Origin of the sequence: Brachybacterium sp. sponge (genome assembly GCF_001613775.1) — a bacterium.
Taxonomy (GTDB): Bacteria; Actinomycetota; Actinomycetes; order Actinomycetales; family Dermabacteraceae; genus Brachybacterium; species Brachybacterium conglomeratum.
In genome coordinates, this window is sequence record NZ_LRMP01000001.1 from 1 (window position 1) to 14,865 (window position 14,865).

The window sequence follows — 14,865 nt, forward strand, 5'->3', positions numbered from 1 at the left end:
ATAAACCTGACAAAATAAACAAACAACCAGCATTAACTGCTGTATCATCCGTTATAATCTGCCATTCAAAATAATGGCATCGATAAACAGACACGCTATTGAGATATCAAGCAACACGCGCACTCAGTGTTCCGAACCTTTTCAAGCTCTTCGCCCTGAGGCAACCCGTCAAACTTAGGACTTCCGCCCCTCCGAGTCAAATCGCTGCGGTGTGATCCGCGCCGCGATCCTCTTCCGAGAACCTTCCGCCCCAGGTCAGGACCAGTTCCAACCTCTCGACCATGGGCCGATCCGCTGTCCCGATCTCCTGGGCACGAGGAAGAACATTACGGGGGTTCCGAGACCCCGTCAAGCCAGAACGGCTCTTTTCGAGGTGGCCTCGACCACATTGCCCAGAACGCCGCTTGAAAGGCTCCTCCAGCGCCTCGGTCGCGGCCTCGTGGGGCGTCCCCGGTGCTCCCGGAAGTCCGCGGAGGGAAAGGGGCGACGGGCAGCCCCTGTACCGGCACCCTTCGGATCGTTCGAGCCGGCATCGCCCGTCCGCTCATCCCGCTGCTCCTGCGTCCTGATCCCCGGCGTCATCCTGCTCCGGCGCTCGTCCTGGGGTCAGGGCCCTTTCCCTGGGGACAGGGCCCTACTGGCTCGGAGCTCGTCCACACGCCCGATGCCGCTGCGCTCCCCCAGAAGCCAGACAGTCCACGGCCCCGTGACCCCGCATCGCGCCTTGCGCCTGCCGACCCCTTCGCTCCCCTGCTCGCCGGATGCCCTCGACCCTCGTCCTCTCGCACGGCCCTCGAGCCGGCACGACGAACGCGTCCTCCTATGCCCATCGACCCTCCCCGTCCCCGCCGTCGACCCGTACAACTCGCCCTCTCCGCTTCCGACGCCGAGGGCATATCGTCCAGCGCCCCCTCCTCCCGCCTCCCCCTCTCCCCCTGCACCGACCGGCTCGGCAAGGTCCTGCGAGCGTGCTCCCGGGAACGGACCGTCCGCCGTCGACCTCGCTCCGTCCACCGTCGGCGCCGGCGTCGTGCCTCTGCCCGTCGGCGCGCCCGCGGCCCGCACGCGCCTCCCTCCGCTCGTCGGCCCGAGCGGTCGGCTCCTCCCGACCCGAGGGTCGCGACACCGGTCACCGGCTCCCCCGCTGCAAGAGTTGCCGTCGGTTTCCGTGCTTGTACGGGCTGCGGTCCATGTCCGTCCCGGATTCGCGCGAATCGTGATCTACCCGTGAGTCACCCGTCTGACCTGGCCGGACCGCATCTACAAGAACCTTTCACCCTCTGCCGCGGCCGCATCGCTGCCGGCAGCCTCTACTGCAACAGCTGGCAACTGGTTCCCGCAAGGTTCCCGCTTTTCCACACTGTGGCAACCCCGCACGACGGGGCGGCGCGGTCACCGATGACGCGCCACGCGGAGCCCCGCAACGCAGCACCAGGCACCACCCGCATCACCCCGCTCCACACGCCGCGCAGCACCCGCAGCTCGGCCATCCCCTTCCTTCGCAGTACCCGGAACAACGCAGTTCAGCCCCGCCGCACGGCAGGGCGCGAGAGGACACACGATGGGCAACACCCCTCTGGACGACGGCTTCGGCCTCCCCGGCTCAGGCTCGGGCCCCATTCCCGGCTCGGTCTCCACCGACACCGGAACGATCATCGCCCGTTCCGAGGGCGCCGCCCCGGGCGTGGCCGTCATCGACAGCGACTCCCGTCGGCCCGACGCGAGCGGCACGGAGTCCACCAAGGGCAACGGCAGGGCCATGGCCGCCATGGGCTTCTCCCAGGCCGTGGATAACTCCGAAGGCGGGCTGATCAACACCTTCTTCCCGCTCATCGGCGCCGCCTTCGGCGTCGGCGAGGGGATGCTCGGCATCCTGAGCTCCATCAGCAAGTTCGCCCGCATGCTCTTCGGTCCGTTCTGGGCGATGATGGCCGACCGCTTTGGCCGCAAGAAGATCCTCATCCTGGTCACCGGCGTGTGGGGCATCTGGACCATCGCCTCCGGCTTCGCGCCGAGCTTCACCTGGCTGCTGATCCTCTACACGATCAGCGTCGTCGGCACCGTCGCCTCCGAGCCGATCATCAACGGCCTGCTGCCCGACCTGTTCCGACAGTCCCAGCGCGGGAAGGCCTACGGCACGATCCGCGCCATCGGCGGCGCCGTCGGCATCTTCATCGGCCCGGCGATCGGCCTGTTCGCCCGCGGCGACGACCCGAGCCCCGACGCGTGGCGCTACGCGATGTGGACCATGGGCGGGATCTCGATCCTCTCCGGCGTGCTGATCGCCCTGTGGGTCAAGGACCCGCGCCAGAACACCGCGCGCGAGGACATGATGGCCGAGGCCGGCCGCTTCAAGATCTCCGACGGCGTGAAGCTCTTCAAGATCCCCACCGTCTCACTGATGGCCGGCATGGTCGTCATGGTCACCAGCCTCGTGCTGCTCGCCTTCTACCCGAACTTCCTCGCCGTCGAGCGCGGACTGAGCATTTTCGAGGTCACCCTCGCGATGTCGTGCTTCTCCGTCGGCGCCGTCTTCTCCGCCTTCCTCGGCGGTCGCCTCGCGGACCTGTTCGTGCGGAAGTTCGACGAGAAGGGTCGCATCATCCTGATGCAGCTCTACCTGGTCTCCTTCGCCGCGACCGTCGCCTTCGCGACCCAGTTCCCCTACGAGGGCTTCGCAACCGCCGCACCGATCACCTTCCTGCTGGGGCTGGTCTTCTCGATCGGCTTCTCCGGCTGCGTGCTCCCGATGGTCTCCAACGTCGCCCCCACCCAGCTGAGCGCCACCGCCTTCGCGATGCTCTTCTCCCTCATCCAGGGCGGCATCACGGCGCTCATGGCGCTCGGGCTCGGCTTCGTCGCCGAGGCCTTCTCGAGCCAGACCATGTTCCTGTGGTTCGTGGTCGTGCCCTACCTGCTCAACGCCGTCTACTGGTTCCTCTTCTACCGCGTCTACCCCGGGGACGTGGCCCGCCAGGAGGAGCGCACCGCACAGGTCGCCGCCGGCACCTTCTGAGTCCGCCCCGATCTCTCCGCCTCGAGGGCGGAACGTGTCGAGAGCCCCGCCGTACCCGACACCAGGGCTGCGGGGCTCGGCGCGACCGGGGGCGGTCTCTGCACGACGGACGCAGAGGTGGCACGATTGCCCGAATACGACGACGACGGGTGCTAGAGTCGAAGTAGATAGCCTGGCTACATAGTTCTTGACGACGGACAACGGGAGGTCGCCGTGATCGGCACCGCTGCGGCACGAACGGCCGGGACGGCCGACGAGGACCACGTGATCCTTCTCGATCCCGACGGCTCTCCCCGGGGCCTGGCCCCTCGCGCCACCGTTCATTCGGTCGACACACCGCTCCATCTGGCCTTCTCCTGCCATCTGGTGCGCGAGGACGGGGCCGTGCTGCTCACGCGCCGGGCGCTCTCGAAGCGCACCTGGCCCGGCGTGTGGACCAACGCCTTCTGCGGCCACCCCCGCCAGGGTGAGACTCTCGAGGAGGCGATCTCCCGTCACGCCTTCGGCGAACTCGGCCTCCAGGTCCGGCAACTGCGGCCGGTTCTGCCCGACTTCCGGTATCGAGCCGTCGACGCCTCGGGCGTCGTCGAGAACGAGGTATGCCCCGTCTTCACCGCGATCCCTCAGGGCGAGCCCGTGCCCTCACCCGAGGAAGTCATGGAGCTGCGGTGGGTGAGGGCCGACGTGCTCGCCGAGCTCGTGCGCCTGGCGCCGTGGACGCTCAGCCCCTGGGCCGTCGCGCAGCTCGAGCAGCTCGACGATCGGCTCGATCACCTGCTGGCAGAAACCTCATGAGCATCCCCTGCCCTCCTGGCGTCGACCACGAGATCAGGCGTCTCCTCCGTCGTGGCACCGCGCTCGGGGGCGGAACGGCCTCCGCAGACCACCATCTGCTGTGGAACGCGCTCGGCGAGTCCACCGAGGGCGGCAGAAGATTCCGGCCCGCCCTTCTACTGGCCACCCACGACTCCCTGGGAGGCTCGCGCCGCGAGGCCGCGATCCAGGTCGCGGCCGCGGTCGAGATACTGCACACCGCTTTCGTGGTCCAGGACGACGTGATCGACGGCGACCAGATGCGGCGCGGCGCCCCGAGCCTCCCCGCCTCCGTGGCCGCGAAAGTGCGCCGCGGGGGTGCCACCGCGCACGCCGCACGCCGGGTCGGCGACGCTGCCGGGATCCTTGCAGGCGACCTCGGCCTGATCACGGCCCTACGCGCTGTCGCCGGATGCTCGGCGCCTCCCCCCGTGGTCGCCGCCCTCCTGGACCTGATGGAGAGCTCGCTGCACGCCTCGGCCGCCGGGGAGATCGCCGATGTGCAGCTGCCGCTCCGGCCTGCCGATCGGCCGGAGACGCTGCAGGAGGCGCTGACCGTCGCCGAGCTGAAGACGGCGGTGTACTCCTTCCAGCTCCCCCTCCACGCCGCCGGACTGCTCGCCGACGCGTCGCCGGACCGTCTCGAGGCTCTCGACGCGATCGGTGCTCTGCTCGGCATCGGCTTCCAGCTGGTCGACGATCTCCTCGGCGTCTTCGGCGACGAGGATCGCACCGGCAAGAGCGCGCTGGGGGACCTGCGCGAGGGCAAGCGCACCGCCCTCGTCGCCCACGCCGCGACCACGGCTCACTGGCCGCAGCTGAGAGCGCTGCTCGGGCGCGAGGACCTCACTGACGAGGAGGCGCGCAGCGCCCGTGACCTGCTCACCGCGAGCGGATCCCGCGACTGGGTCGAAGAGCTCGCCCTGTGGCATCTGTCCAGCGCAGTCGACGCCGCTGCACGCCACGACCTTCCTCCCGCGTTCAGCGAGGCTCTCGCTGCCACCATCGCGGAGATCCACGCCGGCCTCGAGCTGCTGCTCCCGTCGGACGTGTCGGGAGGAGAGCCGGCCGGTGCCGATCCCGTCGCGGCCGCCTGCTCGCAGCGCGCCGCCGCACAGCGTGACGCCGCCTCGCAGCGAGCCAGCGCATGAACGGCCCCGCCGGTCCTGACGCGCCGCTGGTGCTCGTCACCGGCGCGAGCGGGTACATCGGCGGCCGGCTCGTGCCGGCGCTTCTCGACGCGGGGCTGAGGGTGCGCGCCATGGCCCGACACGTCGAGCGCCTGCAGGACCGGCCCTGGCGGGATCGTGTCGAGGTGGTCGAGGCGGATGTCGCAGATCCGTCCACGCTCGCCCGAGCCCTGGAGGACGTGGACGTCGCCTACTACCTGATCCACATGATGGGCGGGGGCAGCAGCTTCGCGACCCGCGATCGCGCCGGTGCTCAGGCCTTCGCGGCCGCTGCGCAGCGAGCCGGGACCCGGCGCATCGTCTACCTGGGCGGCATCCACCCCCGCGGCGAGGAGCTCTCCGCCCACATGGCCTCCCGCGAGGAGGTCGGGAACATCCTGCTCGAAGGCGCCGTGCCGGCCGTCGTGCTGCGCGCCGCGGTGATCCTCGGCTCCGGCAGTGCATCCTTCGAGATCATGCGCCATCTCGCCGAGCGGCTCCCGGTCATGGTCGCGCCGCGCTGGGTGCGGAACCGCATCCAGCCGATCGCCGTCCGTGACGTGCTCCACTACCTGGTGGCCGCGGCGACGCTCGAGGGCGCTCCGAACCGCACCTTCGACATCGGCGGGCCCGACGTCCTCACCTTCGCCGAGCTGCTGCACGCATGTGCACGCGCCGCTGGCCTGCCCCGGCGGCGGATCCAGGTGGTCCCCGTCCTCACCCCGCGCCTGGCGAGCCACTGGATCGGGCTGGTCACCCCGGTCCCCACCTCGATCGCGCGCCCCCTCGTGGAATCGCTGGTCCACGACGCCGTCGCGGCCGAGTCGGACCTGCGTGATCTCGTACCGGACCCCGACGGCGGGCTCATCGGAGTGGACCGTGCGATCGAGCTCGCCCTCGCCAGGATCCGCGACCTCGACGTCACCACCACCTGGCACTCCGCCGCTCCGGCCGGGGCGCCGTCCTCGCCGCTGCCCGAGGACCCTGAATGGTCCGGAGGGATCGTGCGCCGTGACGAACGCTCCCGCACGGTGAACGCGTCCCCGCAGACGCTCTGGTCGGTGATCGAGGGGATCGGCGGCGCGCACGGCTGGTACTCGTGGCGACTGGGCTGGGTGGCGCGCGGGCTGCTGGATCGAGTCGTCGGCGGGCCCGGCCTGCGCCGCGGTCGCAGGCACCCGCACCGGCTGATGGTGGGCGAGGCGCTGGACTGGTGGCGCGTGGAACGTCTCGAACGCGGCCGCCTGCTGCGCCTGCGCGCCGAGATGCGCGTCCCGGGCGATGCCTGGCTCGAGCTCGCCGTGGAGGGGTCCGACGGTCGCACCGTGCTGCACCAGCGGGCGCTCTACCACCCCCGCGGTCTGCTCGGGGACGCCTACTGGTGGGCTGTGTGGCCCTTCCACGGGATCGTCTTCGGCAGCATGCAGCGCAACATCGCCCGCGCCGCCGAGAACGCAGCGCACGACGGTCCCGCAGCGACCGGAGTGACCGCAGGGTCAGCCGGGACCGGGACCCCTGCGCCCTCCCACGGCGGGCCCGGCGCCGCCTCACCCACCGTCGACGACGAGGAGTCCGCATGACCGCCGCGAGCACCCCCGACCATCCGGCCGCCGCGCGGCGCCGCCGGGAGGGCCGACGGCGCACCGGCCCGCGCCCGCTGGGCCGACGCCTCGCCGTGACCCTCGTCTTCCTGCTCGCGATGGCGGGCACGGCCGTGGGCGTCGGCGCCTTCGGCGGGGCACCGATCGACGAGGCCGCCGGCGGCCTGCTCTCCGCCGACTCGACGCACCTCGCCCCCGCGACCCCCGCCTTCCGGATCTGGTCGGTGATCTACCTGGGCCTCGCCGCGTACACGCTGTGGCAGTGGTGGGACAGGCGCGACGACCGCGGGATCGCCGGCCTCGCGATCGCCTCGCTGCTGCTGAACGCCGCCTGGATCCTCGTGGTCCAGGCCGGTGCGGTCGCTCTGAGCGTGCTGGTGATCGTGGTGCTGCTGGGCGTGCTCGGCGCCCTGTTCCGTCGCCTCACGGCCAGGCCTCCTGCCGGGGCGCTCGAGCGGGTCGTCGTCGACGGCACCTTCGGCCTGTATCTCGGCTGGGTCAGCGTCGCGACCTGCGCGAACATCGCGGCAGCGCTCAAGGGTGCGGGATTCTCGGGTTTCGGCGCCCCCGAGGTGCTCGCCGTGCTGGTGCTGCTCGCGGTGGCCGTGATCGGCGTGGCGCTGACCCGGGCCGGTCGCCGCCCGGTCGCCGCGCCCGCAGCGATGGTCTGGGGTCTGCTCTGGATCGCAGTCGGCCGCGCGACCGATGGGCCCTCGTCGCCGGTGGTCGCGATCGCCGCGGCGACGGTCGCCGCCGTTATCGTCCTGGCGACCCTGCTCGCCGTGCTGCGGCCGCCCCGGCGCCTCGAGGACGCGCACGGTCCCGCCGGCGTGCGGGCCTTGAACGGTGGTGCGCGATGAGCACGCGGCAGCTCCCCTCGGACGCGCTCAGTCTCTACGACCGGGTCGCGCAGCGCAGCGCCGGCTGCGTGATCGCCGGCTACTCGACCTCCTTCGGCTGGGCGACGCGCCTGCTCGAGGAACCCGTGCGCACCCATGTTCGCAGCCTGTACGCCCTGGTCCGCCTGGCCGACGAGATCGTCGACGACCCCGACTCGGGCCTCGACCCGGCCGCCAGGGCACGCGCCCTCGAGGAGCTCGCCGCCGAGACCGCTCGCGCGGTCGGCGGCACCCGCTCCACCAACCTCGTCGTGCAGGCCTTCGCCATCACCGCACGCCGCCACGGCATCGGCCCGGAGCTCATCGACCCCTTCTTCGGCTCGATGCGCGCGGACCTCACCGTCACCGCCCACGACCCGGAGAGCCTCGCGCAGTACGTGCACGGGTCGGCCGAGGTGGTGGGCCTCATGTGCCTGCGAGTCTTCGTCGACGGCGACGAGGCCACAGCTGCGCGCCTCGCCCCCGCGGCGAGCGCGCTCGGCGCCGCCTTCCAGAAGGTGAACTTCCTGCGCGACCTCGCCGAGGATCACGACGGCCTGGGCCGCGACTACGTTCCCGGGGTGGACGTGGACCGCCTCGACGACGCGCAGCGGGACCTGCTGCTCGACGACATCGACGCCGACCTCGCCCGCGCCGCGACCGCGCTGCCCCATCTCCCCTCCTCGAGCCGCGCCGCTGTCACCGCCGCGCACGGCCTCTACTCGGCGCTCTCCCGTCGACTGCGCCGCACCCCCGCGGCCCGGATCCGCCGCACCCGAGTGCGGGTGCCGGAGCCGGAAAAGGCCCTTGTCATCGCCCGCGCCGTGCTCGCGGCGCGCCGTGGAGCGGCCCGATGAACCGGCGGACGACGAATCCCGGCACCGGGTCACCACCCCGAGCCGCCGCCTCCGGGCCGCCGGCGGACGGATCCCGTCGAGCGCCCGACGGGTCCCGCCCGTCGGCCGTGATCATCGGCGGCGGCATCTCGGGCCTGGCCACCGCGGCGCTGCTCGCCCGGGACGGCCACGAGGTGGACCTGGTCGAGGCGCGAGAGGAGCTCGGCGGCCGCGCCGGCAGCTGGGAGCGCGACGGGTTCCGCTTCGACACCGGCCCCTCCTGGTACCTCATGCCCGAGGTGTTCGACCACTTCCTGCGCCTGCTGGGCACCTCCGCCGCGGAGGAGCTCGACCTGCGCCCTCTCGACCCGGCGTATCGCGTCCTGTGCGAGGGATACGAGGAGCCGTTGGACCTGAGCGCCTCCGCCGCCCGCAATGCCGATCTGTTCGAGCGGATCGAGCCCGGTGCGGGGCTGGGACTGGCCCGCTATCTCGACTCCGCCGCGAGCACCTACGACATGGCTCTCGAGCGCTTCCTGTACACCTCGTTCACCTCGCCGTGGTGGCTGCTCCACCCCGCTGTGATCGCCCGCGGCCCGCAGCTTCTGCGCCTGTTGGCCGAGCCGCTGGATCGCTTCGTCGCGCGCCGTTTCCGCGACCCCCGACTGCGACAGGTGCTCGGCTACCCGGCTGTCTTCCTCGGCTCCTCCCCGGACCGCACTCCGAGCATGTACCACCTGATGAGCGCCCTGGACCTCACCGGCGGGGTGCAGTACCCGCAGGGCGGTTTCACCGAGCTCGTCGACGTGGTCGCGCGGCTCGCGGTCCGTCACGGCGCACGCCTGCACACCGGCACCCGAGCCACCCGGGTCCTCACCGAGGACCACCGCGGCGCGCGCGGGCGCAATGCGCACCTCGGCGGAGGGCCGGGCCGCCGAGCCGCGGCCCGCGGGGTCGAGATCCGCACGGCCGACGGGGAGGTGCGCGAGCTGCGCGCCGACGTGGTCGTCGCGACCGCCGACCTCCACCACGTCGAGACCGCGCTGCTGCCGCGGCGCCTTCAGACCTATCCCGCCTCCTGGTGGAGCCGCCGCACTCCCGGCCCCGGCGCGGTGCTGGTGCTGCTGGGCGTGCGCGGGGCCCTGCCCGAGCTCGCCCATCACACGCTGCTGTTCACCCGGGACTGGGACGAGAACTTCGGGGCGCTGCGGGAGGGCCGGGTGCCCTCCCCGGCCTCCAGCTACGTATGCCGCCCCTCCGCGACGGATCCCTCGGTCGCCCCGCCCGACCACGAGAACCTCTTCGTGCTCGTCCCCGTCCCGGCGGATGCGTCGCTGGGCCGAGGCGGCGTGGACGGCACCGGTGATCCCGCGATCGAGGAGATCGCGGAGGAAGCGATCGCACGCCTGGCCGCGGAGGCCGGGATCCCCGATCTCGCCGAGCGGATCGTGGTGCGCCGCACGATCGGCCCTGGGGAGTTCGCGGAGGACCTCGGCGCCTGGTCCGGGAGCATGCTCGGTCCCGCCCACACCCTGCGCCAGAGCGCCTTCTTCCGAGCCCGCAACGCCTCGCGGCGGGTGGAGGGGCTGCTGTACGCCGGCTCGAGCACTCTGCCCGGGATCGGCCTGCCGATGTGCCTGATCAGCGCGGAGCTGGTCGCGAAGCGGCTGCGCGGGGACCGCTCCTCGGCGCCCCTGCCCGAGCCCGCCCGCGATGCGGGGGCCCGTGCATGAGCGGGATCGTGTACCTCCTGTGCCTGCTGACGGCGCTGGCCTGCATGGTGCTGCTGGACCGGCGGTTCAGCCTGGCGCTGTGGCGTGCCCCGCGCCGCGCCGTCGCGGTGCTCCTCGCCGGGATCGTGCTGTTCCTGGCCTGGGACCTGGCGGCGATCGCGTCGGGCCACTACCGCATGGGCGACAGCCCCCTGATGAGCGGCGTCGAGGTCGGTCCGGAGCTGCCGCTCGAGGAGCTCGTGTTCCTCACCTTCCTCTGCCATCTCACGCTCGTGCTGTGGGGCCTGCTGGACCGGCTGCTCGGCCGACGCCGTCACGCCACGGCCGGGAAGGCAGAGGCATGAGCTACGCCGCCCTGGCCGGACTCTTCCTGCTCCCCGTGCTGCTGGTGACGGTGCTGGCCGCCGTGCGCTGCCGCCCCGGGCCCCGCTGGTGGCTGACCACCGGCGCGACGATCGCAGCGCTGCTGGCGCTCACGATCGTGTTCGACTCGCTGATGATCGCGGCGGACCTGTTCCGCTACGCCGAGGAGGACCTGCTGGGCGTGCGGCTCCTCCTCACCCCGCTCGAGGACCTCGCCTGGCCGCTCGCGGCAGGGCTCCTGCTGCCCTCGCTGTGGCTGCTGCTGACCCCGCAGGAGGAGCGATGAACGTCCTGTCCGCCCCGCGCCCGGGCACGCTGTCCCAGCTGCTGGGCACCTCGCGCCCGCTGAGCTGGATCAACACCGCCTACCCCTTCGCCGCCGCCTACCTGCTGGCCGGCGGCGGCGTCGACGCGGCGCTGCTGGTGGGGACGGTGTTCTTCCTCGTCCCGTACAACCTGCTGATGTACGGGGTGAACGACGTCTTCGACCACGAGTCCGACCTGCGCAATCCCCGCAAGGGAGGGGTGGAGGGGATCGTGCTGGACCGGCGCGTCCACCGCACGACCCTGTGGGCGGCGGGCCTCGGCTCGCTGCCCTTCGTCGTGGCTCTGCTGGTGCTGGGCAGTCTCGCCTCCGGAGCGGTGCTGCTGGTGGTGCTCGCCGCGGTGGTGGGGTACTCCGCGCCCGGGATCCGGCTCAAGGAGCGGCCGGGGCTGGACTCGCTGACCTCCGCGATCCACTTCATGGGGCCGGCCGCATTCGGCCTCGCGCTGGCCGGCGCGCCGATGGGCTGGACCGCCCTCGCCGCGCTGTCCGCGTTCCTGCTGTGGGGCATGGCCTCGCACGCCCTCGGCGCGGTGCAGGACATCCGCCCGGATCGCGAGGCGGGGATCGGCTCGATCGCGACCGTCCTGGGTGCGACGCGCACGGTGCGCCTGGTGCTGTGCCTCTACGCCGCGGCCGGCGCGCTGATGCTGGTCACGGGATGGCCGGCCGCGCTCGCGGGGCTGCTGGTGCTGCCGTATCTCGCGAGCGCCTGGCCCTTCCGCTCCCTGTCCGATGCCGACTCGGAGCGAGCCCACGCCGCCTGGCGCCGCTTCCTGCGCCTGAACCTGCTCAGCGGCTTCCTGCTCACGCAGCTCCTGCTCGTGATGGCGCTGACCGGCTGAGCCGAGGCGGGCCAGGCACCGGCACGGCGTCGGCGTCGGCGTCGGCGATCAGCCGAGCATGATCCCGGCGATCGTGGCGCTCATCAGGTTCGCAAGGGTGCCCGCGAGGATCGCCTTCAGACCCAGCTGCGCGATCTCGGGGCGACGCTCGGGAGCGAGGCCGCCGAGCCCGCCCAGCAGGATCCCCAGCGAGGAGAGGTTCGCGAAGCCGGTGAGCGCGAAGCTCGTGATCGCGGCGGTCTTGGGGCTGAAGGTGTCGATCTCGGGGCCGAAGCCGGCGAAGGCCACGAACTCGTTGACCACGATCTTCTGCCCCACGAAGCTGCCCGAGGCGACGGCCTCGTCCAGCGGCACCCCGATCATCACCATGATCGGCGCGAACACCCAGCCGAGGATCTGCTGGAAGGTGAGGTCGTCGGCGCCGAACCAGCCGCCGACCGTGCCGATCAGCAGGTTGATCAGCGCGATCAGGGAGATGAAGGCGAGCAGCATCGCGCCGACGGTCAGGGCGAGCCGCAGCCCGTCGGCCGCTCCGCCGGCGGCGGCGTCGATGACGTTGCTGTAGGAGAGGGTGTCCTCCTCGTCGTCGTCCTGCGCCGACGTCCCGGCCGACGAGGTGCCCCCGGTGGGGGCGGGCGCATCGGACGTCGCGGCGGCGTCGGCGGGCGCGGCGGCGTCGACGGCGGTCGCGGAGATCGGCGCGGTCCCGTCGGCCGCGGCAGTCCCGGCCCCCGCAGCAGGGTCATCGGCTGCGGCGGTCCCGTCGGCCGACGGCGCCGCGCCCTTGCGCTTCCTGCGGGTGGTCGCGGCGACCAGCTCCGCCTCGCGGGCGACGGCCTCGGGATCGTTTTCGGGCAGGAGGATCTTGGCCATGAGCAGCGCACCGGGGGCGGCCATGAAGCTCGCGGCAATCAGGTACTCGAGCGGGGCGCCGAGCAGGGAGTAGCCCACCAGCACGGAGCCCGCGACGGTGGAGAGACCGCCCACCATCACCGCGAACAGGCCCGAGCGGGAGAGGCTGCTGAGATAGGGGCGGATGACCAGGGGCGCCTCGGTCTGCCCCAGGAAGATGTTCGCGGCCGTGTTCACGGACTCGCCGTAGCCGGTGCCGAGCAGCTTGCCGAGGGCGCCGCCGAGCAGCTGGACGATCCACGGCAGGATCCGCCAGTGGTAGAGCACCGCGGTGAGCGAGGCGAAGAAGATGATCACCGGCAGCACCTGCAGCGCGAAGATCGTCCCTTCGCCCTCGGCCGGCAGCAGCCCTCCGAAGAGGAAGGAGATGCCCTCGGAGGAGGTGTCGATCACTGCCTGGAATCCGGCGCTCACCTGCTGCAGCGCCCATCGGCCGGGGCCCCAGTACAGGACGATCACCCCCAGCGCGAGCTGCAGCGCGAAGGCTCCGACGACGGTGCGCGGGCGGATCGCGCGGCGGTTGCTGGACAGGGCGAAGGCGATGAGCAGGAGGCCTGCCATCCCTCCGATGCCCCAGAGGACGTCGAGCATCGCAGCACCTCGCAGAGAGTCGGGGACAGGGGCGCGGTCGACGGCGACAGTGTAGGGGGCGCCCGGTACCGTGTGCGCCATGAGCCCCGGCCGCCCCGCCCACGTGAGGACCTCCTCCGAGGTCCTCGACGACGAGCAGCTGGTCGAGGAGCTGCGCCGCCTGCTCGCCGGGGAGGACGGCTTCGGCGAGCTCGCCGCGCGCATGGCGCTGCTGGCCGACGTGCGTCGCCTGCGGATCCTGTTCTGCCTGCACGCCCATCCCCTGATCCGCAGCTCGGACCTCGCCCGGGCGATCGGGGCGCACGAGTCCACCACCTCTCACGCCCTCGCGCTGCTGCGGGAGGCCGGCTGGGTGCACGCCGTGCGGACCGGGCGCGTGGTGCGCTACGAGCTTGCGAGCGGCTTCGCCCACGACCTGCTGCACGAGCTCGGCTCCGGACACCTCGACGACGTCGACCACCCGCACCACCACGCGCACGACGGGCACCACGCGCACGGCGGACCGAGCGCGGACGACGGCTCCGGTCGGCGCCCCGGCGCCTGACACCGCACGACGCTCAGCGAGCCCGGGCAACGGCGGGCACGGCCCACCCGGCCCCATGGCAATACTTGTACGCTCGTGCAAGTGACGTCCTCTGCCCCTGCCTCGGCGACCCCGGCGAACGCCCCGGCCGGCACCGCGCCGGCCGGCCGCCCCGCGACCGGCCCCTCCCCCGACGCGCTCGGGGTGCGCTCGCGCGCCAGACGCTCCGCCCTGGTCCTCGGCGTCCTCGCCGCGGCGAGCGTGCTGAGCCTCGTGCTCTGCGTCGGCATCGGGCCCGTGCCGATCCCGGCCTCCACCACCGTGCAGGTCATCGCCGAGCATCTCGGGCTGTCCCTCGGCGGGTCCTGGGAGGCCTCGACCGACTCGATCGTCTGGGACGTGCGCGTGCCGCGGGTGCTGATGGGGGCCGCCGTCGGCGCCTGCCTCGCGCTCTCCGGCGCGGCGCTGCAGGCGATGGTCCGCAACATGCTCGCCGACCCCTACATCCTCGGCGTCTCCGGCGGCGCCTCCACCGGGGCCGCTGCCGCGATCCTCTTCGGCGTCGGCGCGGCGCTGGGCGACTACGCCCAGTCGGTGCTCGCCTTCCTCGGCGCGCTCGGAGCAGCCCTGCTGGTGTTCCTCATCGCCCGGGCCGGCGGCCGCGTCACCTCGCTGCGCCTGCTGCTCTCCGGCGTCGCGGTCGGCTACGCGCTGACGGCGCTGACGAACCTGCTGATCTTCTGCTCCGATTCCGCCGAGGGCGCCCGCTCAGTGATGTTCTGGATGCTCGGCTCGCTGTCACTGGCCCGCTGGAACGCCTTTCTGTGGGTGGCGCTCGTCGCGGCGGTGCTCGGCGCGATCGTGCTGCTCGCGGGCGCCCGCGTGCTCGATGCGCTCAGCGCCGGCGACGAGATCGCCCACGGCCTCGGGATCCACCCCGACCGCGCGCGCGTCGGCTTCCTGCTGGTCGTCTCCCTGTGCACCGCCGCCGCGGTCGCAGGCGCCGGCTCGATCGGCTTCGTGGGCCTGGTGATCCCGCACCTCGCCCGCCGTCTCGTCGGTGCCCGCCACCGCGTGCTGATCCCCGCCTCCGCGCTGCTGGGCGGGCTGTTCCTGCTGTGGGCCGACGCCTTCGCCCGCGTGGTCATGCAGCCCCGCGAGCTGCCGATCGGCGTGCTCACCGCCGCGATCGGCGCCCCCTTCCTGCTGATCCTCGTGCGCCGGCTCTACGCCCGGCAGCGCTGACCCCTCTCCCCGCTC

The 14,865-nt window shown here is 72.3% G+C and carries 13 protein-coding genes; 12 read left to right on the forward strand and 1 reads right to left on the reverse strand.

The features are described from left to right. Window positions 1-1,561: 1,561 nt before the first annotated feature. From A4A78_RS00010 to A4A78_RS00055, 10 genes are all read left to right on the forward strand, one after another. Window positions 1,562-3,016, forward strand: coding sequence for an MFS transporter (locus tag A4A78_RS00010; RefSeq protein WP_062946411.1), 1,455 nt, complete (start codon window positions 1,562-1,564; stop codon window positions 3,014-3,016). 213 nt (window positions 3,017-3,229) lie between these two features. Continuing rightward, window positions 3,230-3,811: an isopentenyl-diphosphate Delta-isomerase gene (gene idi, locus A4A78_RS00015; RefSeq protein ID WP_231880736.1), complete on the forward strand. Its 582-nt coding sequence runs from the start codon at window positions 3,230-3,232 to the stop codon at window positions 3,809-3,811. After that, window positions 3,808-4,980: a polyprenyl synthetase family protein gene (locus tag A4A78_RS00020; protein WP_062946412.1), complete on the forward strand. Its 1,173-nt coding sequence runs from the start codon at window positions 3,808-3,810 to the stop codon at window positions 4,978-4,980. The genes idi and A4A78_RS00020 overlap by 4 nt, the downstream gene beginning before the upstream one ends. Next, the gene (locus A4A78_RS00025) at window positions 4,977-6,578 is read left to right on the forward strand and encodes an SDR family oxidoreductase (protein ID WP_082835105.1); all 1,602 of its coding nucleotides are present in this window, start codon (window positions 4,977-4,979) and stop codon (window positions 6,576-6,578) included. Before A4A78_RS00020 ends, A4A78_RS00025 begins: the two co-directional genes overlap by 4 nt. Next, window positions 6,575-7,459 carry a tryptophan-rich sensory protein gene (locus tag A4A78_RS00030; RefSeq protein WP_082835106.1) on the forward strand — a complete coding sequence of 295 codons (885 nt, stop codon included), beginning with the start codon at window positions 6,575-6,577 and terminating at the stop codon, window positions 7,457-7,459. The genes A4A78_RS00025 and A4A78_RS00030 overlap by 4 nt, the downstream gene beginning before the upstream one ends. Further along, entirely contained in the window at window positions 7,456-8,334 is an 879-nt protein-coding gene (locus A4A78_RS00035) for a squalene/phytoene synthase family protein (protein ID WP_062946413.1), read from the forward strand. Before A4A78_RS00030 ends, A4A78_RS00035 begins: the two co-directional genes overlap by 4 nt. Continuing rightward, entirely contained in the window at window positions 8,331-10,046 is a 1,716-nt protein-coding gene (gene crtI / locus A4A78_RS00040; protein ID WP_231880745.1) for a phytoene desaturase family protein, read from the forward strand. Before A4A78_RS00035 ends, crtI begins: the two co-directional genes overlap by 4 nt. Further along, window positions 10,043-10,390, forward strand: coding sequence for a lycopene cyclase domain-containing protein (locus A4A78_RS00045; protein ID WP_062946415.1), 348 nt, complete (start codon window positions 10,043-10,045; stop codon window positions 10,388-10,390). Before crtI ends, A4A78_RS00045 begins: the two co-directional genes overlap by 4 nt. Next, on the forward strand, window positions 10,387-10,695 hold the full coding sequence (locus tag A4A78_RS00050) for a lycopene cyclase domain-containing protein (RefSeq protein WP_062946416.1): 309 nt from the start codon (window positions 10,387-10,389) through the stop codon (window positions 10,693-10,695). The genes A4A78_RS00045 and A4A78_RS00050 overlap by 4 nt, the downstream gene beginning before the upstream one ends. Then, on the forward strand, window positions 10,692-11,579 hold the full coding sequence (locus A4A78_RS00055; RefSeq protein ID WP_062946417.1) for a prenyltransferase: 888 nt from the start codon (window positions 10,692-10,694) through the stop codon (window positions 11,577-11,579). Before A4A78_RS00050 ends, A4A78_RS00055 begins: the two co-directional genes overlap by 4 nt. A 48-nt stretch (window positions 11,580-11,627) precedes the next feature. Here A4A78_RS00055 and A4A78_RS00060 read toward each other — a convergent pair whose 3' ends face one another. Then, entirely contained in the window at window positions 11,628-13,082 is a 1,455-nt protein-coding gene (locus tag A4A78_RS00060; RefSeq protein ID WP_062946418.1) for a NupC/NupG family nucleoside CNT transporter, read from the reverse strand. Window positions 13,083-13,161: 79 nt separating this feature from the next. On the opposite strand from A4A78_RS00060, the gene A4A78_RS00065 reads away from it, so the two are divergent. Both A4A78_RS00065 and A4A78_RS00070 read left to right on the forward strand, forming a co-directional pair. Further along, window positions 13,162-13,626, forward strand: coding sequence for a helix-turn-helix transcriptional regulator (locus tag A4A78_RS00065; RefSeq protein WP_062946419.1), 465 nt, complete (start codon window positions 13,162-13,164; stop codon window positions 13,624-13,626). Window positions 13,627-13,707: 81 nt separating this feature from the next. Beyond that, window positions 13,708-14,850: an iron ABC transporter permease gene (locus tag A4A78_RS00070; protein WP_082835107.1), complete on the forward strand. Its 1,143-nt coding sequence runs from the start codon at window positions 13,708-13,710 to the stop codon at window positions 14,848-14,850. Window positions 14,851-14,865: the final 15 nt, after the last annotated feature.